Origin of the sequence: Pelagibacterium sp., from assembly GCF_965249125.1 — a bacterium.
Lineage (GTDB): Bacteria > Pseudomonadota > Alphaproteobacteria > Rhizobiales > Devosiaceae > Pelagibacterium.
The window spans coordinates 3340426-3364870 of the sequence record NZ_OZ252217.1; the positions used below are offsets into that span (position 1 = coordinate 3340426).

Annotated in this window: 21 protein-coding genes and 1 tRNA gene; 15 read left to right on the plus strand and 7 right to left on the minus strand. The window is 60.4% G+C overall.

Translation table 11 applies throughout. The annotated features are described in order from the left end of the window. Positions 1 to 21 precede the first annotated feature (21 nt). The 7 genes from ACP148_RS16230 to ACP148_RS16260 all read left to right on the plus strand — a co-directional run bounded on the left by ACP148_RS16230 (position 22) and on the right by ACP148_RS16260 (position 10579). A tRNA-Leu gene (locus ACP148_RS16230) sits at positions 22 to 108 on the plus strand. Between the two features lie 85 nt (positions 109 to 193). Next, entirely contained in the window at positions 194 to 1873 is a 1680-nt protein-coding gene (locus ACP148_RS16235) for a phage integrase N-terminal SAM-like domain-containing protein (RefSeq protein ID WP_421952199.1), read from the plus strand. 1094 nt (positions 1874 to 2967) lie between these two features. Beyond that, on the plus strand, positions 2968 to 3570 hold the full coding sequence (locus ACP148_RS16240) for a hypothetical protein (protein ID WP_421952198.1): 603 nt from the start codon (positions 2968 to 2970) through the stop codon (positions 3568 to 3570). Further along, positions 3570 to 4841 (plus strand): hypothetical protein, encoded by a 1272-nt coding sequence (locus ACP148_RS16245; protein WP_421952197.1) that lies wholly within the window; start codon positions 3570 to 3572, stop codon positions 4839 to 4841. Before ACP148_RS16240 ends, ACP148_RS16245 begins: the two co-directional genes overlap by 1 nt. Positions 4842 to 5145: 304 nt before the next feature. Next, a complete protein-coding gene (locus tag ACP148_RS16250; protein WP_425033575.1) occupies positions 5146 to 8793 on the plus strand; it encodes a hypothetical protein in 3648 nt (1215 codons plus the stop codon). A gap of 491 nt (positions 8794 to 9284) precedes the next feature. Beyond that, positions 9285 to 9506 carry a hypothetical protein gene (locus tag ACP148_RS16255; protein WP_421952195.1) on the plus strand — a complete coding sequence of 74 codons (222 nt, stop codon included), beginning with the start codon at positions 9285 to 9287 and terminating at the stop codon, positions 9504 to 9506. A gap of 380 nt (positions 9507 to 9886) precedes the next feature. Beyond that, a complete protein-coding gene (locus ACP148_RS16260) occupies positions 9887 to 10579 on the plus strand; it encodes a recombinase family protein (protein WP_425033576.1) in 693 nt (230 codons plus the stop codon). A 75-nt stretch (positions 10580 to 10654) separates the two neighbouring features. On the opposite strand, the gene ACP148_RS16265 is transcribed toward ACP148_RS16260, so the two are convergent. After that, positions 10655 to 11011 (minus strand): MarR family winged helix-turn-helix transcriptional regulator, encoded by a 357-nt coding sequence (locus ACP148_RS16265; RefSeq protein ID WP_421951882.1) that lies wholly within the window; start codon positions 11009 to 11011, stop codon positions 10655 to 10657. Positions 11012 to 11586: 575 nt separating this feature from the next. Between ACP148_RS16265 and ACP148_RS16270 the strand changes: the two genes are divergently transcribed. The 8 genes from ACP148_RS16270 (at position 11587) to fabB (ending at position 18875) form a co-directional block, all read left to right on the plus strand. After that, positions 11587 to 12369, plus strand: coding sequence for a hypothetical protein (locus ACP148_RS16270; protein ID WP_425033577.1), 783 nt, complete (start codon positions 11587 to 11589; stop codon positions 12367 to 12369). A gap of 441 nt (positions 12370 to 12810) precedes the next feature. Next, complete coding sequence (locus ACP148_RS16275; protein ID WP_425033578.1) at positions 12811 to 13428, plus strand: ribonuclease D; 618 nt, start codon at positions 12811 to 12813, stop codon at positions 13426 to 13428. 9 nt (positions 13429 to 13437) lie between these two features. Then, complete coding sequence (locus tag ACP148_RS16280; protein WP_421951927.1) at positions 13438 to 14112, plus strand: hypothetical protein; 675 nt, start codon at positions 13438 to 13440, stop codon at positions 14110 to 14112. Then, positions 14099 to 14611 carry an LptA/OstA family protein gene (locus tag ACP148_RS16285; protein WP_421951884.1) on the plus strand — a complete coding sequence of 171 codons (513 nt, stop codon included), beginning with the start codon at positions 14099 to 14101 and terminating at the stop codon, positions 14609 to 14611. Before ACP148_RS16280 ends, ACP148_RS16285 begins: the two co-directional genes overlap by 14 nt. Beyond that, positions 14611 to 15351 (plus strand): LPS export ABC transporter ATP-binding protein, encoded by a 741-nt coding sequence (lptB, locus tag ACP148_RS16290; protein WP_421951885.1) that lies wholly within the window; start codon positions 14611 to 14613, stop codon positions 15349 to 15351. Before ACP148_RS16285 ends, lptB begins: the two co-directional genes overlap by 1 nt. Positions 15352 to 15480: 129 nt before the next feature. Further along, on the plus strand, positions 15481 to 16980 hold the full coding sequence (rpoN, locus tag ACP148_RS16295; RefSeq protein ID WP_421951886.1) for an RNA polymerase factor sigma-54: 1500 nt from the start codon (positions 15481 to 15483) through the stop codon (positions 16978 to 16980). A 105-nt stretch (positions 16981 to 17085) separates the two neighbouring features. Continuing rightward, positions 17086 to 17601 carry a 3-hydroxyacyl-[acyl-carrier-protein] dehydratase FabA gene (fabA, locus tag ACP148_RS16300; RefSeq protein WP_264225846.1) on the plus strand — a complete coding sequence of 172 codons (516 nt, stop codon included), beginning with the start codon at positions 17086 to 17088 and terminating at the stop codon, positions 17599 to 17601. A gap of 47 nt (positions 17602 to 17648) precedes the next feature. Continuing rightward, positions 17649 to 18875, plus strand: a complete 1227-nt coding sequence (fabB, locus tag ACP148_RS16305; protein WP_421951887.1) for a beta-ketoacyl-ACP synthase I — start codon at positions 17649 to 17651, stop codon at positions 18873 to 18875. Positions 18876 to 19028: 153 nt separating this feature from the next. Here the strand turns inward: fabB and ACP148_RS16310 are convergent, their stop codons facing one another. From ACP148_RS16310 to ubiB, 6 genes are all read right to left on the minus strand, one after another. Beyond that, positions 19029 to 19769, minus strand: coding sequence for a HesA/MoeB/ThiF family protein (locus ACP148_RS16310; protein ID WP_421951888.1), 741 nt, complete (start codon positions 19767 to 19769; stop codon positions 19029 to 19031). A gap of 1 nt (position 19770) precedes the next feature. Beyond that, complete coding sequence (locus tag ACP148_RS16315) at positions 19771 to 20445, minus strand: DUF2259 domain-containing protein (protein WP_421951889.1); 675 nt, start codon at positions 20443 to 20445, stop codon at positions 19771 to 19773. A 115-nt stretch (positions 20446 to 20560) separates the two neighbouring features. Next, positions 20561 to 21007, minus strand: a complete 447-nt coding sequence (dut, locus tag ACP148_RS16320; protein ID WP_421951890.1) for a dUTP diphosphatase — start codon at positions 21005 to 21007, stop codon at positions 20561 to 20563. Positions 21008 to 21010: 3 nt separating this feature from the next. Then, a complete protein-coding gene (locus ACP148_RS16325; protein ID WP_421951891.1) occupies positions 21011 to 21604 on the minus strand; it encodes a hypothetical protein in 594 nt (197 codons plus the stop codon). A gap of 71 nt (positions 21605 to 21675) precedes the next feature. After that, the gene (gene coaBC, locus ACP148_RS16330; RefSeq protein ID WP_421951892.1) at positions 21676 to 22899 is read right to left on the minus strand and encodes a bifunctional phosphopantothenoylcysteine decarboxylase/phosphopantothenate--cysteine ligase CoaBC; all 1224 of its coding nucleotides are present in this window, start codon (positions 22897 to 22899) and stop codon (positions 21676 to 21678) included. Then, positions 22896 to 24443, minus strand: a complete 1548-nt coding sequence (gene ubiB / locus ACP148_RS16335; protein WP_421951893.1) for a 2-polyprenylphenol 6-hydroxylase — start codon at positions 24441 to 24443, stop codon at positions 22896 to 22898. The genes coaBC and ubiB overlap by 4 nt, the downstream gene beginning before the upstream one ends. Positions 24444 to 24445: the final 2 nt, after the last annotated feature.

Consider the following 24445-nt stretch of genomic DNA (forward strand, 5'->3'; position numbering starts at 1 on the left):
ACTCTAAAGCGTGCCCCCGTTGCCCAGATGGCGGAATTGGTAGACGCGCTAGCTTCAGGTGCTAGTTCCCGAAAGGGAGTGGAAGTTCGAGTCTTCTTCTGGGCACCATCCCCCCTTTATCCCTTTATGGTTCAAGAACTTTAGGGATTGCAGGGGTTGCCGAACCGAAGAGTGTGCCACATATGTGTGCTCCATGCTCCTCAGGCTCGTGACCCCCGTGAAGCGTTCCGGCTCCTCAAATATCCAGCTCAAGAAGCGAATTCCGCTTGATGTTCTTCCTCTCGTGAGGGGGCAGCAGCTTGCTATTCCAATCGGTGGGGAGTGGGCTTCCGTCACCATCACCGACTCCATGAATACCATCCGGTTGTCGCTGCGAACGGCTGACCTTTCAGTGGCGAAGGTCCGGCAGGCAGAGGCTCTTGCCCACCTGGAGCGTGTCTTCGAGTCCTACCGCGCCGACCGACCAGTGGAGCTTTCCCAAAGGAATGCCGTGGCGCTGTCCAGGGTCATCTACGAAGGCTGGGCAGAAGGTGAGGCGCGAGAGACCACTGTGGCTCTTGAGCATACCGAAGACGGCTGGAAGCTGGCCGAGGGGGACACTACCGCAGATGAGGGGGAAGGTTTCGCCGCAGTGATGGGACAACTGGCGGCGTTGGAGGGTGATGGGGCTGAGGCTTTCGAATCACTTCTCGGGCCTGTGGTTGACCACCAACTGGCGAAGCTCGGGGTCTCACGGCTCACGGCAGCCTCCCGAGAGCGGGTACTGGAAGCCTTTCGCTCAGCGCTATATCAAGGCTTGGCCCAACGAAAGAGAAACGCGGAAGGTGACTTCACGCCTGACCCGAGGGCCAGCAGGTTTCCTCCACTCGAAGTTGGCCACCAGGTGTCCGGCACAAAGTCTAGCCGTCAAACCATCACCGGCCTCGCGGAGGCTTGGTGGGAGGAAGCCAGGGCAGCAGGACGCAGCCAGAGCACCTACGAAGCGTATGCCCGAGCAGCCAAGCAGCTTGCAACATTTCTACGGCGGGACGACGCTCGGACAGTGACCACTCAGAACATTATGGACTTCACGGCCCACCGCCGTGACCAAGGGGCCAGCGCAAAGACAATCAATCAGGGTGACCTATCCGCCCTCAACGTGCTCTTCGATTGGGGTCGCCGCAGGGGTCGCGTCCCAGCCAATCCCGTGGACCTCCAGAACAGCAAAGTTATCGCGCCGAATCCCTCGAAGTCCACCGGGAGACGTAAGAGCTACAGTGATGAGGAGGCTTTGGCAGTCCTCAACCATGCCTCGAAGCATAGGTCCAACCGGGAGCGGGCCCAGCTAGTGCTGGCCAAGCAGTGGGTCCCTTGGCTCTGCGCCTACACTGGGGCAAGGCTCGGTGAGATGGCTCAACTGAGGGGCACGGACGTTTTCCAGCAAGCCGGACGATGGGTGCTGCGCATTACCCCAGAGGGCACAGTTACAGTCAAAACCGGCACGGCCCGGACAGTCCCCCTTCATCCCCACCTCGTGGACATGGGGTTCCCTCAATTGGCTCAGGCGGCAGGCAAGGACTTCATGTTTTTGGCTCCCCGCGATGACACCGAGGCCGCTCTGAGAGGAGCGTGGAGGACACTGAAGAACCGCATCACCACCTTCATTCGCGAGGTTGTCACCGACCGCCGACTTCAGCCGAGTCATGCTTGGCGGCACCGCATGGAGACCAAGGCACGGACGCTGGGATGGCGGGAGGACGTGACCAACTCCATCACCGGCCATGTGACGCCTGGGGTTGCGGCAACTTACGGTGACATGGAGATTCTGGCCATGAGCAGAGCATTGGACCAGCTCCCTCGATACGAAGCTGAGGAGCCGCCAGCGCCGAAATAGGATGCCAAATGAAATACAGGTGCCAATCTGAACAACTGCCTGGTGGGTCGAGGCGGGCTCTAATTAGGTGCCTATCTGATAAAAGGGATACGACGCGTTCGAAAAAGCTCGGACGGGAATCTTGAAAAACACTCGCGGCACCATACCTCTGAATTAGGCGTCCAATAGAAAGAAGTGTACGGTCGCACCTTCTGGAAGGCATGTGGGTGAATTACCCCGGTATATGAAGAACGAGGTACTCACGCTTGAAGAAGCCCCTGACGCTCAAAGGTTCGCCAACCCTGGGAATGCCTCCAGCAGGTCGAACATCCTCAAGGCGAATAACGGCTGAAAGATCGGGCACTTCGCTCCCACCGCGTTTCAGCCACGACCTCTATCCTCTTCCTAGCAAGGAGCCTCAGCCCAGGCCCAAGACGCGCCACCAAGCCCAGCAAGTCGCTAAAGAGGATGATCGAGATGATGGACTCTTGGACTGGGCCTATGAGCATATGCAGCGAACGCAAGGTCCAAAGTCTGCAAGGGACATCGTGGATGCTTGGTACGGCATGTGGTGGGGTCATCCCGACAAGCCGAAGACGGCAACCGAGCGCTTCAAGACCCATCACGTCAATCGCGTCTCCAAGTGGCTGGAGCGGCAAAGGGAACGGGGTCTGATAGTTGTCCAAGACCTTGGTGGTAAGTGGGGCTCTCGGCGCTACGTGGTTGCAGAGGGCCACAAGCCCCGCCGACCAGTCAAAAGGCGGCAGAAAGCTCGGACGGAAACTTAAAATAGGGCTTGTCGATCAGAGGCTCGTATTAGGCAGTCGTTAGAAGTAACCAATTGCCCTTATATTTGATAAAACGGCGACCGATCACATGTCTCGGTGGAATTACCCTTGCAATTGAAGAACGAGGTACGATCCGCCTCGCCTCTAAAGCCCCACGAAACTCGCTGAAAACCTCTCATTTTTGGGGGACGTTGAGTCCCCCGAACGCTCCATACTATCAGTGTGTGGCGGCAATCGCCCTGCGCAAACACGCCGAGCCCGAGCGGCACGAAATCAGCGCCCCTTAATCTCCCAACATCCCCATCCCACTCAAGAAAGGAGCCACCAGTGGCCCACGAGTACCTTCCGTTCATTGAGAGCGAGGTGAAGGACATGACCGTGCGTCGTGCCATCATCGCCACCGCACGTCCCTCCACGTCACCACAGCGCGGGAAGCGCACGTTCTCTTCCACTCCGGCTGGAGGCGTCGGGGCCGTGGTCTGGGGTTGCAACCAGGTGCTCGACATTTGGCTATCCGGCTACGCGATCACCGAGGACCTTCTTCGGGCTTCCATGGTCGAGTTGCTCCTCAAAAAGCACATCGGGGAAGAGCACCTCGTGGTCCACTCGTCGGGTCTTTGGGAGCAAATCGAGCACGTCCGACGCAGCGACGGCTTCAAGGCCGATGGCAAAAAGCCCTTCTCGGGGTTCGATGTCTTGAAGCCCATACAGCTAGACCTAGACCGGAGGCGCTGGGAGCTTCAAACATTCCGTAAGGGCGAGGGCCCTTCGGGCTATGACCGCGCGGAGAGGACCGCCAAGTTTGCGCTGAGCATTGCATCAGGCTGGGGCATGGAGTTCGACCGCTCGGAAGGCCACAATGCGCCTCTGCATATACACGAGTACGGCCTTGGGCTGCCCGCCCCCGAGGAGGAAGAGGAACAATACTGATGGTCCAATCCTCGCCACCTCGCGGGGTCCACCATGATCCGTGGCTTATCGGGACCGGCGACCTTGAGAAGCTGGCACAATCGATCTTCGATACAATTGAGCAGCTTTGTGAACGCCCCAAGCGACAATGGCAGGATGCCACCTATCGTCGCCGCCTCATGGTCGATAACATTGTGGCCAACATGGCGTTGCTCGTGGCCTACCACCCGGAAGGAACCCACCTTGCGGTCTCTGCCAAGAACACCAAACGCAGCTTGCGCTATGACCGGGAGGCATTCTCACGCAAAGCCCTCATGCACCTCATACGCGAGATGGAAGAGCTGGAGCTGCTTACCCGCATTGTCGGAACGAAAGGGGTCTCCAATACGCTCCTGAGGCCAGCAGGGCGGCTTCTCGCTTCCCTTGAGGCGCTGCCAGGCGTTCCGGCTCTTGGGCGCGTAGAGGGCGCTGAGAGCATCATTCTGAAGGCATACGCGGGCAAGAAACTGGCGAAGATACCCATCGAGTACGAGGATACCCCCGAGTCGCTACTGGCGCGGGACCAGATGGGCAGGATCAACCGGGCACTCAATGCAGCCGACATCACGTTTGACGGCAAGCCGGTCCCCCCGATCTTCTTGAAGCGTCATTTCCAGATCGAAAGCGTTGCGGCCCCTCACACGTTTGACCGGCATGGGCGGTTGTATCACGGGCTCTGGGAATCGCTTGCGAGGGAGGATCGTCACCGCATCCGTATCGACGGCCAGCAAGTGGCCGAAATTGATTTTGCAGGGATGTTTGTTCACTTGGCCTATGCGGAAGCGGGATTGGAGCAGCCTGAGGGTGATCCCTACGAGGGGCTTGGAAGTCTGACGAGGAAGGCGGCCAAGATCGCATTCTCCACCCTCATCTCCAAGGAAGGGCCTTTGCGCCAACTGCCCGACGATCTCACATCGATCCTGCCTGCGGGGATCAAACCGAGGGAGGTCACCCAGGCGATCTTGTCAAAACACCACCCCGTTGCTCACTTGTTCGGCAAGCGCGTCGGCATGAGGCTGATGTACGTCGAGAGCGAGATCATGGTCTCTACCCTCCTGAAGCTCATAGAGCAGGACCGGATTGCCTTGCCACTCCATGACGGGCTTCTGGTCAACGACGACACGGCAGACCTTTGCGAGGCCGCCATGAGGGAGGCGGGGCGAACAGCACTCGGAAGGGAAATTCCCGTCAGTCGCAAGCCAAATCTCAAATGTCCCCCTAATGGTAGATGTCTCCCCTCTAGGTGTCTGTAACACCGAGTAGACCTGAAGGATGGGAGGATAGATAGACCCCTCATCTCCTCCAACACTCTGAGCACCAAGCTCTAGGTTTCCCTCCTACGTCTATGCTCAAAGTGACTGGCTACTTACCGGATAGATACCAAGCTCACCTCTCCCAGTAGGGAGGGAGAAGAGGGGTCTTATCACCTCTCCCAGACCTGAAGTCCCTACCTCAGGCAACCACACCAAGCTCCCCCACCAAACCTATCGCCACTCGCAGTCCCATAAAGCCGGGGCTGGGAGCCAATTCCGTTCAACCAACCGAAAGCAGAACGCCATGTCCAATCCGTCACCCCTACTGAGCCCCGAGCTACTCGATGCCGTGGACCGACGGATCGCCTCCGAGAAAGGCATTCCGTTGCCCAGCCGCCCGGCTCAACCGCAAGCCGCACAACCCCAAGTCCAGCAACCCCAGGTAGCCGGGAGCGCCCAACCCCAAGCCCCCGCAATCGGGACCGAGGGTCTCTCCGGCTTCACGAACGCCATTGCGTCGGGCATCGTAGAGGCTGGCTTCCAGACCAAGGACTTCTTCTTTGGGGAGCCCGCAGACGAGGACAAGAGCTGGCTACGCCAACAGCATGAGGGCCTTACCGAGCAGCTCGACCAATCGGGTCCCGTCAACGCGATCACTCAGGACATCGCCCAGTTTGGTGCCGGTCTGGTGGGAGCGGGGAAGCTCATGGCTCCCATCAAAGTCCTCCAGGACGTGAAGAACGCGGGAGCCGTGGGCCGTGGTGCCTACGAGGTGGCCCGTGGTGCCGTTGCCGGTTTCTTCGCCCTCGATCCCCACGAAGAACGCCTCTCCAATCTCATCGAGCAATACGAGCCGCTCCGCAATCCCATCACGGAATATTTGGCGGCAGACCCCGATGATACCGCCGTGGAGGGCCGCTTCAAGAACGCACTCGAAGGCATAGGCATGGACCTGGCCTTGGCGGGGATACTCGAAGGCAGCCTCAAGGCCATCCGCGCATTTCGTAGAGGTGACACCGAGGCTGGCGAGGCGGCCCTACGCGAGGTCGAGGAGCTTCAGGCTCAGCGCGAAGTAGATGACGCCGCCATGGCCGATATCGAAGGCCGCCCCCAAACGCCTGAGGAGTCCACACAGCCCGGTGCTGGCGAAGCAGGACCATCGGCCCCAGAGGTTGAGCTGCCCGCCTCTACAGCCCCCGAGAGCGCCTCACGGGCCACACCCGAAGCCGAGCTTGCCGAGGGGGTGGAAATTCCTGATGGCATCCCCAAGATCACGGTTCGCCGCGACCCTGAGTTGGCTGGGGGAGCCGCTCCCTCTGCCCGTTCTGGTGATGAAGGGGCCACCGCCTCCTCCACCGCACCCGATGCCACCACCGCACGTCCCGCCCCAACGGAGACCCCCGATGTAGCCACCATTCTCGACAGCGCCCGAGCTGATCTTGCCGCCATTCGCGTCTATGGCAGCCGTGGGGAAGCCTCCATGAACGGCCACCGCTTCGCTGAGCGCCAACCCCTCCCGTGGAATACCTTGCGGGGGACGAACGAGGTCCAGGCTTTCGTGGAACAGGCCGCCGCGACCGTGAAACAGCGCCTTGATGCCGCCAAGGGTGGAGACGTTCTTTCCGACCTCCAGGTTCAAGAGATGGTCCGCCAGCGGGCAGACGCCTTCAGCGAAGACCCCGCCGAGATCATGGCCGAGCTGGTGAAGGCCGGTAACAACGCCAAGGACCTGGTGGCGAACATGGAGGCGAGCTTCCTGCTTTCTCAGCGGTTCCTCCAGGAAACCTACGAGATGAGCACCCGCTACCGCATGGGCAACCTCAAGGAGTGGGGTGGTGATGCCGCACGGGCTGGAGCCGAACTCAAGAGCCGGATGGCCGCCGCCAGTGATCTACTCGGGGCCGCCATGTCCATGCGGGCGGCTTCAGGCCGCGCCATGCGTCGTCTCCGCACCCAGTTCCAGATCACCCCGGAGGACATTGAGGGCCTCAAGGATGTAGCTCCTGAGAAACTGGCCGAACTCCTCTACGCAACACAAGGCGACCCCAAGAAGCTGGTGCAAGCAGCCAATCCGAGCTTCCTACGCCGGGTTCTGGACGAGGCAACATTCTCCCTCACCAACTCCCTCCTCTGGATGTGGCCGACCCATGCGGTGAACCTGACGAGCAACCTGTACATGCTTGCTGCACGGCCCACCGAGAAGATGCTGGGGTCTCTGGTAATGGGCTCGGCTGGTTCGGCAGTCCGAAAGCAGGCCGCCAAAGAGTATGCCTATACGGTTGCCAGCATTGGCGATGGGTGGACGGCGATGGTCGAAGCCTTCAAGCGCGGAGACAGCATTATCAGCCCCTACACTGACGAGTATTTCGGGACCAACCTCCGCATTCCCCAAAAGCCCCTCCAGTGGAAGCCGGTTCGCTCCATCGATGACTTGGTGGAAAACGGATGGAAGGCCCTCAACTACCGCGTTCTCGTGGGCCTGCCGACTCGTGCTCTGGGTGCCGTTGACGAGTTCATGAAGAGCCTGCGCTACCGGGCCGTGGTCCAAGCTAAGGCCAACGTCGAGGCCGCCGAGCGTGGCCTTAAAGGAGAGGAACTCGAAGCCTTCATCGCCCAGCGCCTGGCAAAGGCGTTCGACACCGATGGGCGGGCACTCAACGCCGATGCCCTGAAGGAAGCCCAGACGGCCACCTTCCAGCAGGAACTACTTTCGGGGACCGCAGGCAAGTCTATCCAGACCTTCAGGTCTTCCTTGCCCATCACCACTCTGATCCTGCCTTTCGTGAAGACCCCCATCAACGTCCTCCGCTACGCTTGGAAGATGACGCCGGGGCTCAATATGGCTCAGAAAGAATACCGCCAGATGCTCAGCGGCAAGATGGGTCCCGAGCAGCAGGCCCATGCCTTCGGCCAGATGGCACTTGGTGCATCCTTCATGGGAGTCGCGGGGGTCTTGGCTGCAAGTGGAAGGCTGACCGGGAGTGGCCCCAAGGACCCTCAGCTTCTCTCGGAGCTTCGAGCAGCCGGGTGGCAGCCCTACAGCTTGACATGGGAGGATGGTGACGGGAAGCGACACTATTTCCCCCTTGGGCGTTTCGACCCTATCACCCTCTCGATGAGTATGGTGGCCGACCTTGTGGAACTCCAACAAGCCGGGGCCAAGGAGAAGGACATAGTGGCTGCCACGGGGGCAGTTGGGTTGGCGTTGGCCAAGAGCTTTCAGGACCGTACCTTCCTCCAGAACCTCAACACCGCTCTGCAAGCCGCCTCCGACCCCGAGAACCGGCTTGAGCGTTTTCTGGGACAGACAGCAGGCAATGCCATTCCCTTTTCTTCGCTGATGAGGGGGACCAACCCTGACCCGTACCTGAGGGATGCCCGTGGCTTCTTGGACAGCATCATGTCCAAGCTCCCCGGTTTCTCCGAGACCCTACCGCCGCGTAGAGACGCTTTTGGGGAGCCCGTCTGGAAGCGCATTGGGCTTGCGACCACCGAAGACTCCGACATCGTGGAAGCGGAACACAATCGCATCATGCTAGAGACCGAGCATGGCATCCGGCCTCCCTCCCCTCACCACAGTGGGGTGGATTTACGGAAGGTCACCCTCTCGGACGGACGCAATGCCTACGATGTGTATCAGCAACTCGTGGCCCAGCCGGGAAATGGCCCTAGCCTGAAAGAAAGCCTGGCGCGGCTCATCCAGTCGGACGGGTACCAGGGTCTTGTGGATGGAGAGCCGGGGCTGCGGGGCACCAAGATCGGAGCCCTCATGGACGTGGTGTCGCGCTACCGACAGGCGGGCAAGGCGGAGCTACTTCGTGCCTATCCCGAGCTTCGCCAACAATTGGCCCAGAGCCAGATGGACGTGAGGTCGGAGCTTCAGGCTAAGCAGGAGCAGGGATCGAGACCTGAGGGCAACCTTGAGGAGTTGCTGAGGTCGATGGGATATTAGGAGCAATAGAAGGGTGGGGACGGACTACCGTTCCCGCCGTTCTCCGTCCGTTGAGGCCCAGAGGACAAGGAAACCCAGGCGGAAGACTTCAGGGATGCCCACTCTCTTCACCCCCGAATCTCCCGGACCAGCTTTTAGGGTCGATCACGTGAAGTCTAGTATATACACGGGAACGTTTGCGTTTCCCCCCGGTGGGGGTGGTGCGGTCGCAAAAATTACTCGGCTGGCCTGGCCCATAGACGCATAGACCCCATGCCCCTTCTCCCCATCAAAGCCTAGCTCCCTTAGCACGTCCGCCACGCTGGGTAGGTTCTATAAGTTATAGGGCCAGGTGTCCCAATCTCGCACCAGTGTCCAAAAAGGGTATGGGCTATTTGTGCCTTCCATTTGCGGGGTCCAAAAAACAGCTTGACCATTTAAAATGTACCTTTATAGTGTACCCATCCTAGCTGGACAAACGCTAGGTCAACCACAGCTAATGGAGAACCAATATGCTTATTGCACTTGAGAACATTGCCAACATCCTTGGCCGCCCGCTCCGCCTGGATTTCATCTTTGAGCGGACATGTCGTCTGTCTGAGTGGCGGCATTACGACTGGGGCCTGGAAGTCTGGGACCAGGCAGAGTTAGTCAGCGGGGACAAATGCCGCAATTGGAACTTCTTTATGGGGCCTTTCAGGGTTGACGCCAGCCGCACCTACAAGGCCGCTTGAGGGAGATAGGGAGGTGGGCCTGTTCCTGCCTCCCGCCCATCATCAATTTGTTTTCGACTTGGAGGGCAACAGCATGTTCCCAAAGCAGAAGCGCCTATCAGGCATAGCCCCTACCAGCATGGCGGAGGCGATTGAGTTTGCCGAAAGATACCTGGAGCCAGAACAAGAAGGGTCCTTCGTAGAGTACATGCTCCACGGTGGAACGCTATGCGAATGGCTCCAAGGTGCGGATGAGGAAACCCGGTCAGAGATAACAACGGATAGCCTCTGCATCACTTCTGACATTGCGCGGCTCCCTTACACTGAGCGGCTTGATGCCCTTTCAAAGGAGCGCATGAGGTTTGACGCTTGGCGGGCACAACGCGAGGCGGAGATGGACCATGTTTGTTAGGGCATACCTCAGGGCCTCCACAGACGAGCAGGACGCCACTCGCGCCAAGGCTGCACTAGAGCAGTTCGCCCAAGCCCACAGCCTCACCATTGCCTCCACCTATACCGAGAACGAGAGCGGAGCGACGGATTGGGCGGCTAGGCCAGAATTGAGACGGCTGCTAGACGACTGCAAGCCAGGGGACATTTTGCTTGTGGAGCAAGTGGACCGCCTCACGCGTCTCAATGCCGAAGACTGGGAGGCCCTCAAGGCGGAAATACGCAACCGTAAGGTAAAGGTGGTGGCGCTGGACCTCCCTACCTCCCACCAATTCACCACCTCCAACAGTGATGAGGTCACGGCTAGGATATTTGACTCCATCAATGGCATGATGCTGGACGTGTTGGCAGCCGTAGCCCGCAAGGACTATGACGACCGCCGTAGACGCCAAGCAGAGGGCATTGAGAAAGCCAAGAAGGCTGGGCAATACAGGGGAAGGCGAGAGGACGAGGAACGAAACCGCGACATTATGAGGCTTCTTGCCCAAGGGACGCCTTGGAAGGACATACAGCGGATTTACGAGCGGCCAGTCCTCAAACGCGGCAAACAGGTACTGGGCAAGGACGGAAAGCCCAGGACAACGACTGTCTCCAAAGTCACCATATCGAAATTAAAGAAGCGCCTGGAGGGAGGGGGACTTTAGAGCCACCATCAGCATTCGCGATACCAACAAGACCCTCAAGGTTCACCCTGCCTTGGGGGTTTTTCCTATCCAACGCTAGTCGAGGATACGCATCAACCGAACCAACAGGGCCTCTCCTTCAGGGGTCAGCCGGACGTGCTTTGCCCTGTCATCGTGAGGTGACCGCATCGTCTCCACCAAGCCCATGCCGGGGACGCCTTTGCGTTGCCAGTGCCCGAGATAGCGCAAGTGGCGTGACACCGTGGAGGGCGCTAGGTCCAAACGCTTGGCGAGTTCTTTGATGGACAGAGGGTCTTTGATGTCAGGGTCATTGCAATACGTTGCGACCCCTAGGAATGTGTTCATCAGGGCTGCGTTGATCTCACGCTGATGATCGATGAACAGAAGATTGGCCCGGATAAGCCGCCTCAAGGCCGACATACTATTCGACATTCCACCCTCAACAGTTGTAAACCGATATGCAGTTAATTAACTGAATGTAAGTTAATTCATGAAAATGTCTATAGGGAGAATGCAACGATGTTAGATTTAGCGCTATTCTTGCTGATCCAGTGCCCGTTGGTCGGCTTCGCAGTCGTCTTTGGCGGTCACGTGGTGGGGAACATGATGGACGACCAGACAGGGGCCATTGGGCCGCTCCACAAGTACGGGCTTTTGGTCGGCTTGGGGTTTGTCACCATCACAGTTCACACGGTGGTCTCCGGGGGATGGGGATAGCCTGGAACTGATCTGTCAGATGAAGTGACTAGGGAAGGTCGCGTCTTCACATCGGGGGCGTGAGCAGCGCGATCAAGACCAGCAGTGTTGCGGACACCATGCCCACGAAAAGTAATGGACGTGTGGTCGTGAACCTTCGAGGCCAACCAACGACCAAGGCCCCCAACGCAATCCCGAATATCATCAGACCACCGACAATCCAGTCCCCCAACTCTGACATAAAGCTGTCCCCCCGAAACCCAGTGTGCCAAACATTCGTGGATCAATAGCACAAACCGAGGTGAGACGCCGTGTACTTCACCGCGCAGCAGTTGGACGAATTCAAAGCCGCAAGGGATGGTCTTTCGGGGCGCTATCGTACCCTCATGGAGAAATACATAATGCTGCCTCTGAGCAGCCCGGAGGCGACCGAGTATGCGAGACATGGATTTGCGCGGCGGTTAGCTTCTCTCCACCATGCAGTGGACCGGCTATTCGAGGTTCTGCCACCGGACCTTGAGGGGATTCCGAACAAGGCGCAATTGGCTGATGCAAGCGCCTTCATCCAGAATGCTCTAGTTCACGTTTACGGCTGCCTAGACAATCTAGCTTGGCTGTGGGTCAAAGAGGCGGGCATCAAGAAGGCGAACGGCGCGGACCTACCCGCAAGCCATATAGGTCTCAGGCCGTCGAACACTGAGGTAGTATCCAGCCTCTCGGAGAACTTTCAGGCCGAGCTTTCGGCACTCATCGAATGGTTTGACTATGTTGACGACTACCGCCACGCCTTGGCTCACCGTATCCCCCTCTACATCCCGCCCTACTCAGTGCTTGAAGCGGACGCCGCCACCTACCACGACCATGGCGCGGCAATAGGAGATGCACTGACGGCCCAGGACTGGGACGCGATGGATGAGCACGAGGCCGCACAAGAGGCGCTTAAGACCTTCCGGCCTCAGATTTTCCACTCTCTGAGCACTACCAAAAAGTCGATGGTCTTTCATGCTCAACTGCTAGCAGACTTCGCAACTGTGGAGAAAATCGGACTGCTGATGCTGGAGGAAATTGAGAGTCGCGGCTCCAACGCAGGCTGAGATTAAATTGATTCGATTGCGCCACACCACTGTGCCACAAAATGTTGACCAACATCCGCAAAGCCCTTAGAAACAGGGCAGTTAGTCCTTCAACTGCACATTCTTCTTCTGGGCACCAATCCTTTCGGATTTACCTGAATTTTCCCAAGAACCCGGTTTTGGATGCCTCTTCCTGTCGATTAAGGGAGCGGGCGCGATTGGTCGCAGCCATGCTGCCAGCTGCAAGGTCCAGATCAAATCCGCTTTTCGCTTGCGCGGCCCTTCGGGTCTTTCAATCGCGGGTTTGATCCAAGTCCTTGTTTCGTCGCGCGTCCGAACCGAAAAACCGTTTCGATCCCCGATCGGGCCGAGGACATGCTTTTGCCGGACGCGCTCTAGGCAAAACGCCGTGCGGTGTGGCATCTAGGGAAACCTTTGCCTCTCCCGGAGTTATGAGACGACATGAGCGTTCGACTGCACAAGGGCGATCTGCCCGACCTTTCCCGCTACACCGGACGGCAGGTGGCTATCGATACCGAGACGATGGGCCTTAATCCCGCGCGCGACAGGTTGTGCGTCGTGCAGCTTTCGCCTGGTGACGGCACCGCGGATGTCGTTCAGATCCTGCCCGGACAGACCGAGGCGCCCAATCTTGCGGCGCTTCTGACCGACGAGACCAAGACAAAACTGTTTCATTTCGCCCGCTTCGACATGGCGGCGTTGTTTGCCGCGTTCGGGGTGATGACCGCGCCGGTCTATTGCACAAAGATCGCCTCGAAACTCGTGCGCACTTATACGGACCGGCACGGCCTGAAAGATCTTTCCCGTGAGCTTTTGGGCGTCGACATGAGCAAGCAGCAGCAATCATCCGATTGGGGCGCGGAAACCCTGAGCCAGGCCCAGCTCGACTACGCGGCGTCGGACGTGCTCTATCTGCACGATCTGCGCCGGCATCTCGACAGGATGCTGGCCCGCGAGGGGCGGGCCGAGATGGCGAAAGCCTGTTTCGACTTCCTGCCCACGCGGGCCCAACTCGATCTCGCCGGCTGGCCCGAGACCGACATTTTCGCCCACAGCTAGGGCCAGACAATGATCGCGCCCTCGGCCAGCGTCAGACACGAGACCTATCGATGGTCAATCGCCCACAACCGGCGAATCGCAGTGTTGCGCTGGGTGGTTCCGGTCGCCGGGATACTGGTTTTGTCGGTCCCTGCATTCCAGATCGCGGCCAGCATGGTCGGCGATATCGTGCCGATCGAGGGCATAAGGCTGGAGAACGACACGCTGGTCATCGACGGGCCACGCTTCGAGGGCCGCACGGCAACCGGTTCCAATTACGCGCTGGAGGCGGCGCGGGCGGAATCGAGAGTCGGCAATCTCGATACGGCCGATCTTTACGAGCTTTCCGTCGATATCGCCGACGATGAAGGCTATCGGGCCCATATCGAATTTGCCTCGGCCGAATGGACGATGAGCACCCAATATCTGGCGTCCAACGAAGACGTGACGGTATCGGACTCGACCGGCGCAAGCGGGGTACTGGCCGGCGTCGAGGTCGACTGGCCCGCACAGGTCCTTACATCGGACGGGCCGGTGCGCTTTGCCTTCGATACGGGGGCACAACTTTATGCCGATACAATGGAGCATGATCTTGAGGCGGCGCGCTGGCAGTTTAGTGGCGTTACCCTCGACATGGTGCCACAATCGGACGCCGGAGAGGCGCGGGACCCTTTTGCTGCGGAGACCAACAATGATGCGCCTTAGAGTGCTGATCGCATGTTTCGCCCTTGTTGCCGGACCGGCTTTCGCCCAGAGCACGGCGAGCGATCCCGCCGGGTTCGGGGGATTGGCCGCCGAGGCCGACGAGCAGGTCAATGTGACCGCCGACAGTCTTGAAGTGCTCGAAAACGAGAGCACGGCGTTGTTTACGGGCAATGTGGTGATCACCCAGGGCACGATGCGGCTCGAAGCGCCTCAGGTCAAAACCCTATACGGCGAAGGCGGGCCCTCGGACCTTGAAAGCTTCTCGGCATCGGGCGGGCGGGTGAAAATGGCGTTCGACGATCAGACCGTGGAGGCCGACACCGCCGATTATGATTTCGGCGACCGGGTGCTCAGCTTTGCCGGCTCGGTGGTCGTGGTCAACGCCAGCGGCACCGTCAACGCCGACCGGCTGGTGATCGACACGCGGGCCGGCACCTCATCGTTCAGCTCCGAGAGCGGCGGCGGGCGCGTCACCAGCACCTTTACGCCGGGGGGCTGATGGCCGCTATCGACCAGACCGGCTGGCTCGTCGCCCACGGTCTTGCCAAGAGTTTTAAAAAGCGCGCAGTGGTGCGCGACGTTTCGATCGCTGTACGGCGCGGCGAGGCGGTGGGCCTGCTCGGGCCCAACGGGGCGGGCAAGACCACAGTTTTCACGATGATCATGGGGCTGGTGCGGCCCGATGGCGGAGAGGTGCTGCTCGACGGGCTCTCGATCACCCATCTGCCGCTTTATCAGCGCGGGCGGCTGGGCATCGGGTATCTGCCCCAGGAAGCCTCGATCTTTCGTGGGCTTTCGGTCAAAGACAATGTACTGGCCGTGCTCGAAGGGCATATCAAGGACAGAAAAGAGCGCCATGCGCGGCTCGACGAATTGCTCGACGAGTTCTCGGTTTCCCACCTGCGCGATGCCGATGCGCTGGCGCTCTCGGGTGGCGAGCGGCGGCGGGTCGAGATCGCCCGCGCGCTGGCGGCGGACCCCAAGTTCATGCTGCTCGACGAGCCGTTCGCCGGGGTCGATCCGATCGCGGTGGCCGATATCCAGGGGCTGGTGCGCCAGCTCACCCAGCGCGGCATCGGGGTTTTGATCACCGACCATCAGGTGCGCGAAACGTTCGGGCTGGTGGACAGGGCCTATCTGATTCATGGCGGCAAAGTGATGATCCAGGGCCGGCCCGAAACCATCATGGCCGATCCGGACGCCAGGCGGGTTTATCTTGGCGAGAGCTTCAAACTTTAGACTGCCGAATAGTTGGCACGGAAATTGTATGGATGCCTTGAAGGGCTTTCACAAAGCCGCTAGGTTCGCCTCGTCGCAAGCGATAAGGACATTGCGACCCCGGGGGAATCGAGTGGGAGCTCTTTAGGCATGGCGCTTTCGCCACGGCTGGATGTCCGGCAAACCCAGACATTGACGCTGACGCCGCAATTGATGGCGTCGATCCGGCTCTTGCAGCTGAGCCATGTCGAGCTTGGCGCTTTCGTCGAGGCCGAGTTGATGCGCAATCCGCTGCTCGAAAGCACCGACGCGTCCGATGGCGATACGCCAATGGAGCGCGAGCGGGCCGAGGAAATCGATCCCTATCGCGACGTTGTCGATCATTCCGACCATCTGGGCAGCGCCACGACCATTGCCGACAGTTTCGATACCGACGTCTCCAACGTCTTTCCCGAGCAATCGGGGCAGGATTCGTTGAGCCAATCGAGCTCATGGCCCGAGGGAAAGGGCGGCGCGCTAGGGAGCGAGGCGCCCGATATCGACCAATATGTCTCCGCCCAGATCTCGCTGGCCGACCATCTGGCCGATCAGGTCAATCTGATCCTCAAAGACCCAGCCGAGCGGCTGATCGCGCGCAGTCTTATCGATAATCTTGACGAGCGCGGTTATCTGATGGCCGAGATCGACCAGATCGCCGAACAGCTGGGGGCCGATATCGACACCGTAAGAGCCGTGCTGGGCAGGGTGCAGGGCTGTGAACCGCTTGGCGTTTTCGCGCGCTCGCTCGCCGAATGCCTTTCCATCCAGCTGGCCGAAAAGGACAGGCTGGACCCCATGATGGCGGGGTTGCTGGCTCATCTCGATCTTGTGGCAAGCCACGATCTGGCGCTGCTTGGAAAGAAGATCGGGGCGGACCGCGAAGACATCCTCGACATGCTTGCCGAATTGCGCGAACTCGATCCGCGGCCGGGCCGGGCGTTCGATTTTACGCCGGTGCAGTCGGTGGTGCCCGATGTTTTCGTCAAGCGCGGCAATGACGGCGGATGGCAGGTCGAACTCAATTCCGAGGTCTTGCCCCGGGTTCTGGTCAACCGGGTCTATTACGCCTCGATTTCCAAAAAGACCCGCGACGCTGAGGAAAAAACCTTCCTTGTCGATTGTCTCAACACGGCGAACTGGCTGACAAAGAGCCTGGACCAGCGCGCCCAGACCATCCTCAAAGTCGCCACCGAAATCGTCAAACAGCAGGATGGATTTCTGCGCCACGGGGTTTCCCATCTGCGGCCCATGACGCTCAAGGCCGTGGCCACCGAGATCGAGATGCACGAATCGACGGTATCGCGGGTAACGGCGAACAAATACATCGCCACGCCGCGCGGGCTGTTCGAGATGAAATATTTCTTCACCACCGCGCTCAATTCCTCGTCGGGCGGGGATGACCATTCGGCAGAGGCCGTTCGCCACCGCATCCGCCAGTTGATCGACGCGGAACAGCCCGAGGTGATCCTTTCGGACGACACGATTGCCGATGTGCTCAAGCGCGAACAGGGGATCGACGTGGCCCGCCGGACCGTCGCCAAATATCGCGAGGGCATGGGCATTGCCTCCTCGGTGATCCGGCGCCGGCAGAAGAAAGCGCAGATGGCCTAGCGTTATCTGCCCGGAAACACTCTAAACCCCGCCTCGGGCAAATGGTCTATTGACCCTCCTAGCGATTGCCCTCTACACAGTTTTTTCCAGATTTGCGGGGAGTCCATGGCAGAACGCGCCCATTCTTACGATTACGACCAGTTGCTGGCCTGTGGGCGCGGTGAGCTTTTTGGACCGGGAAACGCGCAATTGCCGCTCCCACCCATGCTCATGTTCGACCGCATCACGCGGATCGACGACGATGGCGGCCCCCACGGCAAGGGACAGGTGCGGGCCGAGCTGGACGTTACGCCCGACCTCTGGTTCTTTGCCTGCCATTTCCATGGCGACCCCGTAATGCCGGGTTGCCTGGGGCTCGATGCGCTGTGGCAGATGACCGGGTTTTTTCTCGGCTGGGGCGGATCGCCCGGGCGCGGTCGCGCATTGGCCGGGGAGATCAAGTTCACCGGCCAGGTTACAAATGATGTCAAACTGGTCGAATATGGTATCGACATCAAGCGCGTCATGCGCTCGCGGCTGACACTGGGAATTGCCGACGGCTATGTGAAAGCCGACGGAAAGACCATATATGAGGCCAAGGATTTGCGGGTCGGCCTTTTTACGGACATGGGCGCCCTGTAAATTTTGGGCCGAACTTTACGTCTGACAAGAAAGACCAAGGGGCATAAATGAAGCGCGTTGTGGTCACCGGCATGGGGATCGTCTCCTCGATCGGAAACACTCTCGACGAGGTGCTCGACAGCCTTAAACATGCGCGGCCGGGGATTTCCCGGGCGCAGGATTATGTCGATCTGGGCTTTCGCTGCCAGGTGCATGGCGCACCCACGCTCGATCCATTCGAGGTGCTCGACCGGCGCACGACGCGCTTCATGGCCAAGGGCGCTGCCTGGAACTATATCGCCATGCAGCAGGCCATCGAAATGGCCGGGCTCGAGGAAAAGGACGTCAAGAACCCGCGCACAGGGATCGTTATGGGATCGGGCGGGCCGTCGACCCGCGCCGTGGTGGAAGCTGCCGACGTTACGCGGGAAAAAAAGAGCCCCAAGCGCATTGGGCCTTTGGCCGTTCCCAAGGCCATGAGTTCCACAGCATCGGCGACGCTCGCCACCGCCTACGGCATTCTGGGCGTCAATTATTCGATCTCTTCGGCCTGCGCGACGTCAAAGCATTGCATCGGCAATGCCTATGAACAGATCCAGCTGGGCAAGCAGGATATCGTTTTTGCCGGCGGCCACGAGGATCTCGACTGGTCGATGTCGAACTTGTTCGACGCCATGGGCGCCATGAGCTCGGACTTCAACGACACCCCGGAAAAGGCATCGCGCGCCTATGACGCCAATCGCGACGGGTTTGTGATTGCCGGCGGCGCCGGGGTTCTGGTGCTCGAGGAATACGAACACGCCAAGGCGCGCGGGGCCAATATCATCGCCGAATTGATCGGCTATGGCGCGACTTCGGATGGCTACGACATGGTTGCGCCTTCGGGCGAAGGCGCGGTGCGCTGCATGCGGATGGCGCTCGAGACGGTCAAGGCCCCCATCGACTATATCAACCCGCATGCCACTTCGACCCCTGTGGGCGACCGCAAGGAAATCGAGGCGCTGCGCGAAGTGTTCGGCAATGAGGACAAGTGCCCGCCGCTATCGGCCACCAAGTCGCTCACCGGGCATTCGCTCGGCGCAACGGGCGTGCAGGAGTGTATCTATTCGCTTCTGATGATGCAGCACCGCTTCATCTGCGAGAGCGCCAATATCGAAACCCTCGATCCAGAATTTGAAGACATGCCAATCCTGCGCCAGCGCCGCGATAATGTGGATCTGGGCGTTGTGTTGTCGAACAGTTTTGGGTTCGGCGGAACGAATGCCACGCTGGTGTTCAAGCATATGGATGCTTGATTCTACCTCGCGGGCCGCACCGCGAACGTCATGACGGGCTAAGACCGCCCTATGACCTTCGCTGGCCCTCCGGCGGGGCGGCGAAAAAGTTCGCCGAGGTCCTCGCCGTGCTCGTCCAGCCGGGGATTTTCTCAGCCAATAGGTTGTGGTCCGTCAGCGATACCGCATCATCCGGCTCTCGCCCGTGCGGGCCGAGTAGATCAAGAGCTTTCCCAGAAGCGGTTCGCCAAAGCCGGCGAGGTATTTGATGGCCTCGTTGGCCATCATGGCGCCCACGATTCCCGGCAGAACGTTGAGAACGCCGACAAGCTCGCAGGGCGGGCTGTCCTCGGGGGTGGGATCGACGGGATAAAGGGCCGCAAAGTCCGGCCAGTGGCTGCCATCCTCGCGCGTTGCGTAGGGCGCAAGGACGGTCACCGAGCCGTCGAACGGGCCGAGAGCGCCGGTGACGAGCGGGACTTTGAGATCGGCGCAGGCTTTGGCCACCGCGCGCTTGGCGGCGAAATTGTCGGTTCCCTCCACAACCAGATCGACGCCGGACAACAAGGTCCCTGCATTGTCTGGCGCCAGGCTCGTCACATGAGCCGATGGCGCGATCTCGGGATTGAGCCGCGCCGCAAAACGCGCCGCCGCCTCGGCCTTGGGTTTGTCCAGATCGGCATCGGTATAGATCACCTGCCGGGCGAGGTTGGAGAGCGAGACACTATCGGGATCGATGATGGTGAGCCTGCCGATCCCGGCTCCGGCGAGATAGGCGATGGCCGGCACGCCCAGCCCGCCGGCACCGATGACGGCCACGTGCCCTGCGCTGAGCCGCTGCTGGCCGGCCCCACCCATGTCCTTGAGGACGATATGGCGGGCATAGCGGGCCGATTGGGCGGGGGTGAGCGCCACCCTATTCAGCGTCCCCAACGGGCAGGGCGATGAAGCGCCGGTCGGGACCCTCGAATCCGTGAGACCAGACCGAAAGGACGGCGACCGACGATGCGTTGTCCCAGGAATTGAACGGGTTGAAGATTCCGTAGAATTTGTAGGTGATGACGCAGTGACGCGAGGCTGGCACGCTTGTGTCACGGTATATTTCCTCGGTGATGCCATCGATCTGGCGCATCACGGCAACGCCCATCGGGCTGCCTTCGAAGAAATCGCAATCCTGGTTCGACGGAGCCTTGAAAATCTCAAGGTTGAGCGCGTATTCGCCCGAGATTTCGGCAAGGCCGTAGCTGGGGATGCCGTAGGCGATCGAAAGGCCGTCGTCTTCCAGTTCGCCATCGCCGCGCAGGGCGATGGGAAGAGCGGGACGCGAGATGCCAAATTCGGACAGAGTTCCGGCAGCCTCGGCATATGCTTGGGCGCGGGCCTCGGCGACCGGGGTCATTTCGGTATCGATGCGGACATCGAAAGGCGCGCCGCCGACAAAGCTATCGGTTGAAAGATCGATCAGGAAAATTTCCGCATAGGCAAAGCCCGAGCCATCCTGGATACCGAATTGCTCGAAGGCGAAATAACGCCCGTCCTCGGAATAGCCGATGGCATCGAACTGGGCGCTGTCGCCCGCGAAAGCGGGCACGGCTGCTCCAAAAACGAGGGCAAGGCCAAGCCATTTCAAGTGGTCGCGCTTCCGAACCGAAAAAGCGGTTCCCATCCCCGATCGGGGTCGAGGACATGCTTTTTCTGGAAACGCTCTAGGTGCCCGTCGAGCCAAATCCACCAGTGCCACGTTCGGTCTCCTCGAGTTCGTCCACTTCCAAAAGCGCGATATCGGGCACGGCGGCGATCACCATCTGGGCAATCCTGTCGCCACGCCGGATTTCGAACGGGTTGGTGCCGTGATTGACGAGGATGGCCTTGACCTCCCCGCGATAGTCGGCATCGACCGTGCCGGGCGCATTGAGCACCGTAACACCGAGCCTTGCGGCAAGACCAGAGCGCGGCCGGATCTGAGCCTCGTAGCCGACCGGCAGGGCAAGCGCGAACCCGCACGGCACGAGCGCAAAGGCACCGGGTGCGATGACAAGGGTTTCGCCCTCCGCCACCGCGGCGGCAAGATCGTAGCCCGATGCGGCTTTGCTCTGACGTTTGGGCAGGGGCAGGCCCCGCCCGTGCTCAAGCCATTTAAACCCGACTGCCATGGCCTATTTCTGTACGACTGCGTAGATTTCCTCGGGCATGTCGAGGGTCGCGGCGAACAGATCGACGAAGGGAATTTCATAGCTTGCCGACATGCCATCGGCCGAAATTTCCATATTGGTGTCCACGATGGGGCCACCGGTCACCGAAAGGGTTATGGCGCGGCCCTCAAACATCGAGGTGATCATTGCCTGCATCTGGGGGTCCTGTTCCTCGCCCATGCTTTCATCGAGCGAAGCGGCAAGATCGCCCGTGGGGAACGTGACACGCACCTGACCGCCGCCAATGGCCTCAATCACCGGGCCTTCGCCTTCTTCGTCGTCGAAATCGAGCTCGTCGAAGGGGCCGGATTCAATAACGACGCAGTCGATCATGTCGCCATTTTCGATCAATTCGCCCTCGGCGCAGAATTCGTCGTCGCCAGCCTCAACCTGGGCATTCATCATCTCGACCATATCGGCGGCCATGGATGTGACCATGGTGGCCTCGGCCTCGGTTTCGCTTTGCACGTCGACGGTCATCGAAACGTCCATGCATGCGGTGAGCAGCAGGGCCAGACCGCTGGCGCCAGCCAGCCGGGTCATCGTGGTCATGGTCATTGGGGGCATCCCTTCCTCAAAACTCTGGCGCACTGTGGTCGGAAACAACCAGATTTTGCAAGACGAATGGCTCACGAACCGATGGCAAAATGTTCCGCGATCCGGTCGGCCAGTTTCTCGGCCACCGCGGTTTTCGTTTGCGGGCCCCAATCATCGGTGCCGGTGCCATCGAGAAACAGAATGCGGGTATCGGCGCCGCCGAAAATGCCGGTTCCCGGGCTTACATCATTGGCGAGAAGCCAGTCGCAGCCCTTGCGCGCCAGCTTGTTGCGTGCGTGGGTTTCAAGATTTCCCGTTTCGGCGGCAAAGCCGATGACCAGATTGGGGCGCTCACCAGCCGGAAGATGGGAAACCGTAGCCAGAATATCGGGATTGGCGACGAAATCGAGTTCGGGCGCGGTGCCCGCAGCGTCCTTCTTGAGCTTGGCGCCCGATGGCTCGGAGATGCGCCAATCGGCAACGGCTGCCGTAAAGATCGCGGCATCGGCGGGCAGGGCGGCAGAGACGGCTGCTTCCATTTCGACGGCGGTTTCCACCAGGATGATTTCGCAGCCTTTCGGCTTTGCAAATTCGGCCGGACCGGTGACGAATTTGACGATGGCGCCCTTTGCGACCAACGCCTCGGCGATCGCCGTGCCCTGCCGGCCCGAAGAGGCGTTGGAGATGTAGCGGACCGGATCGATCGGCTCGCGGGTGGGGCCGGAGGTGACGACGATCGTTTTGCCCTCGAGGGGGCGCGGTCCTTTGCCATGGGCGAAGTGATCGGCGATGGCGGCGAGAATGGCTTCAGGTTCGGCCATGCGGCCCGAGCCGAATTCACCACAGGCCATGTCACCCTCGTCCGGGCCGACAAAAGCAATGCCATCGCGGCGCAGGGTCTCGATGTTGCGGCGGGTGGACGGGGCCTCCCACATGCGTACGTTCATGGCCGGAGCGGCGAGCACGGGAGTGATGGTGGCCAGAAGGCATGTGGTGGCCAGATCGTCGGCCAACCCGTTGGCCATGCGCGCCAGGATATTGGCGGTGGCCGGGGCGACCACGACCAGATCGGCCGAGCGGGACAATTCGATATGACCGATCTCGGCCTCGCGGGTCAGATCGAAAAGGTCGGACAGGGCCGGGCGGCCGCACAGCGTTGAAATGGTCAGGGGCGAAACGAACTGTTTTGCCCCTTCGGTGAGGATGACCTGCACCGTGCCGCCCGCTTTCTGGATCAGGCGGATCAGCGTGATTGCCTTATAGGCGGCAATGCCGCCCGAAATGATCAAGAGGATATGCTTGCCGGCTACACTCACAGCGCGCCTCCCAGATGGACGATCAGGCTGATGCCCGCCAGAACGATCACGGCAAGGCTCCCCCATTTGAGGGTTTCGATCAACGGGTCCTTTCTGTCCTGGCGCAATTGATCGGCTTCGAGCCGGGTGAGGACGCGTTCGGCGCGGCGGCCCAGATCGGGCAGGCGCCTGGCAAGATCGAGCGCCTCGTCGATGGCTTCCCTGGCGATGTCGAGCTTGCCCTGCGGCCCGACCGTGCGGCGCACCCATTCGGACACCACAGGCTCGGCGGCGGTCCACATGTTGAACTGCGGATCGAGCAGGCGGGCAGTGCCTTCGGCCAGAACCATGTTTTTTTGCAACAGGACGAGTTCGGGGCGGGCAGTCATGTCGAAAAGTTCGGTCACTTCGATGAGTTGGGCGAGAACACGCGCCATGGAAATCTCATCGGCCCCGCGCCCGACCAGCGGCTCGCCGATGGCGCGGATGGCCTGGGCGAAATCGTCGATTGTGTGGGTTTCGGGCACATAGCCGATATCGATGTGGAGTTCGGCCACGCGATAGTAATCGCGGGTGATAAAGCCATAAAGAATCTCGGCCAGGAACCGCTGCTCGCGCTTGCCGATGCGGCCCATGATACCGAAATCGACGGCGACGATGCCGCCGGTCCTGGGGTCGGCGAACAGATTGCCGGGATGCATGTCGGCGTGGAAAAATCCGTCGCGGATGGCCTGGCGCAGAAAACTCTGGATGAGGCCGGCGGCAAGCTTTTTGCGGTCCATGCCGGCGGCCTGGATTTTTTCGACCTCCCGGATGGGAACCGCATCGATCCAGCCGGTGGTGAGGACCGAGCGCCCGGTCTGCTCCCAGAACACGTCGGGGACGGCGAAGTCACCGTCATCGCCGAGATTGTCGGCAAGCTCGGACATGGCTGCCGCTTCCATACGCAGATCCATCTCGAGCATGGCCGAGCGGGCCAGAGCGTCGACGACCTTCCTGCCATTGAAGCGCCGCGTGGCGGGCATGAAGCGTTCGGCAACCCCGGCCAGGGCATAGAGCCCATCGAGATCGCGGGCGAAGCGCTCGCGGATATTGGGGCGCAGGAGCTTGACTGCCACCATGCGCTCGCCCTGCGGCGTTTGCAGGCGGGCCTTGTGGACCTGGGCGATCGAGGCGGCGGCGAGGGGCGGTGAAATATCCTTGAGCGCTTTGGCCTTTTCGCCCAGCGCTTCGGCCAGAAGGCCTGGGACGAGCTTTTCATCGAACGGGGGAAGCGCGTCCTGCAATGCGGCGAGATCGGACGCGATTTCAAAGCCGATGATGTCGCGGCGCGTGGCGAGGACCTGGCCGAGCTTTACGTAGACCGGACCGAGGCGGGTCAGGGCGTTAGCCAGCCGGGTGACACGGCCGGTCTTGCGCACGTCGCGCTTCTCGATCAGCCGGGCCATGCCGACAAGCAGCTTGGCCGAAGGCGGAATGGGATGGCCCTCGGCGAGCGAGAACGCCCCCTCTCGGGCCAGAACGAAGCCGGCCCGTGCGAGCCTGAGATAGGTGCCAAGCCCCATGA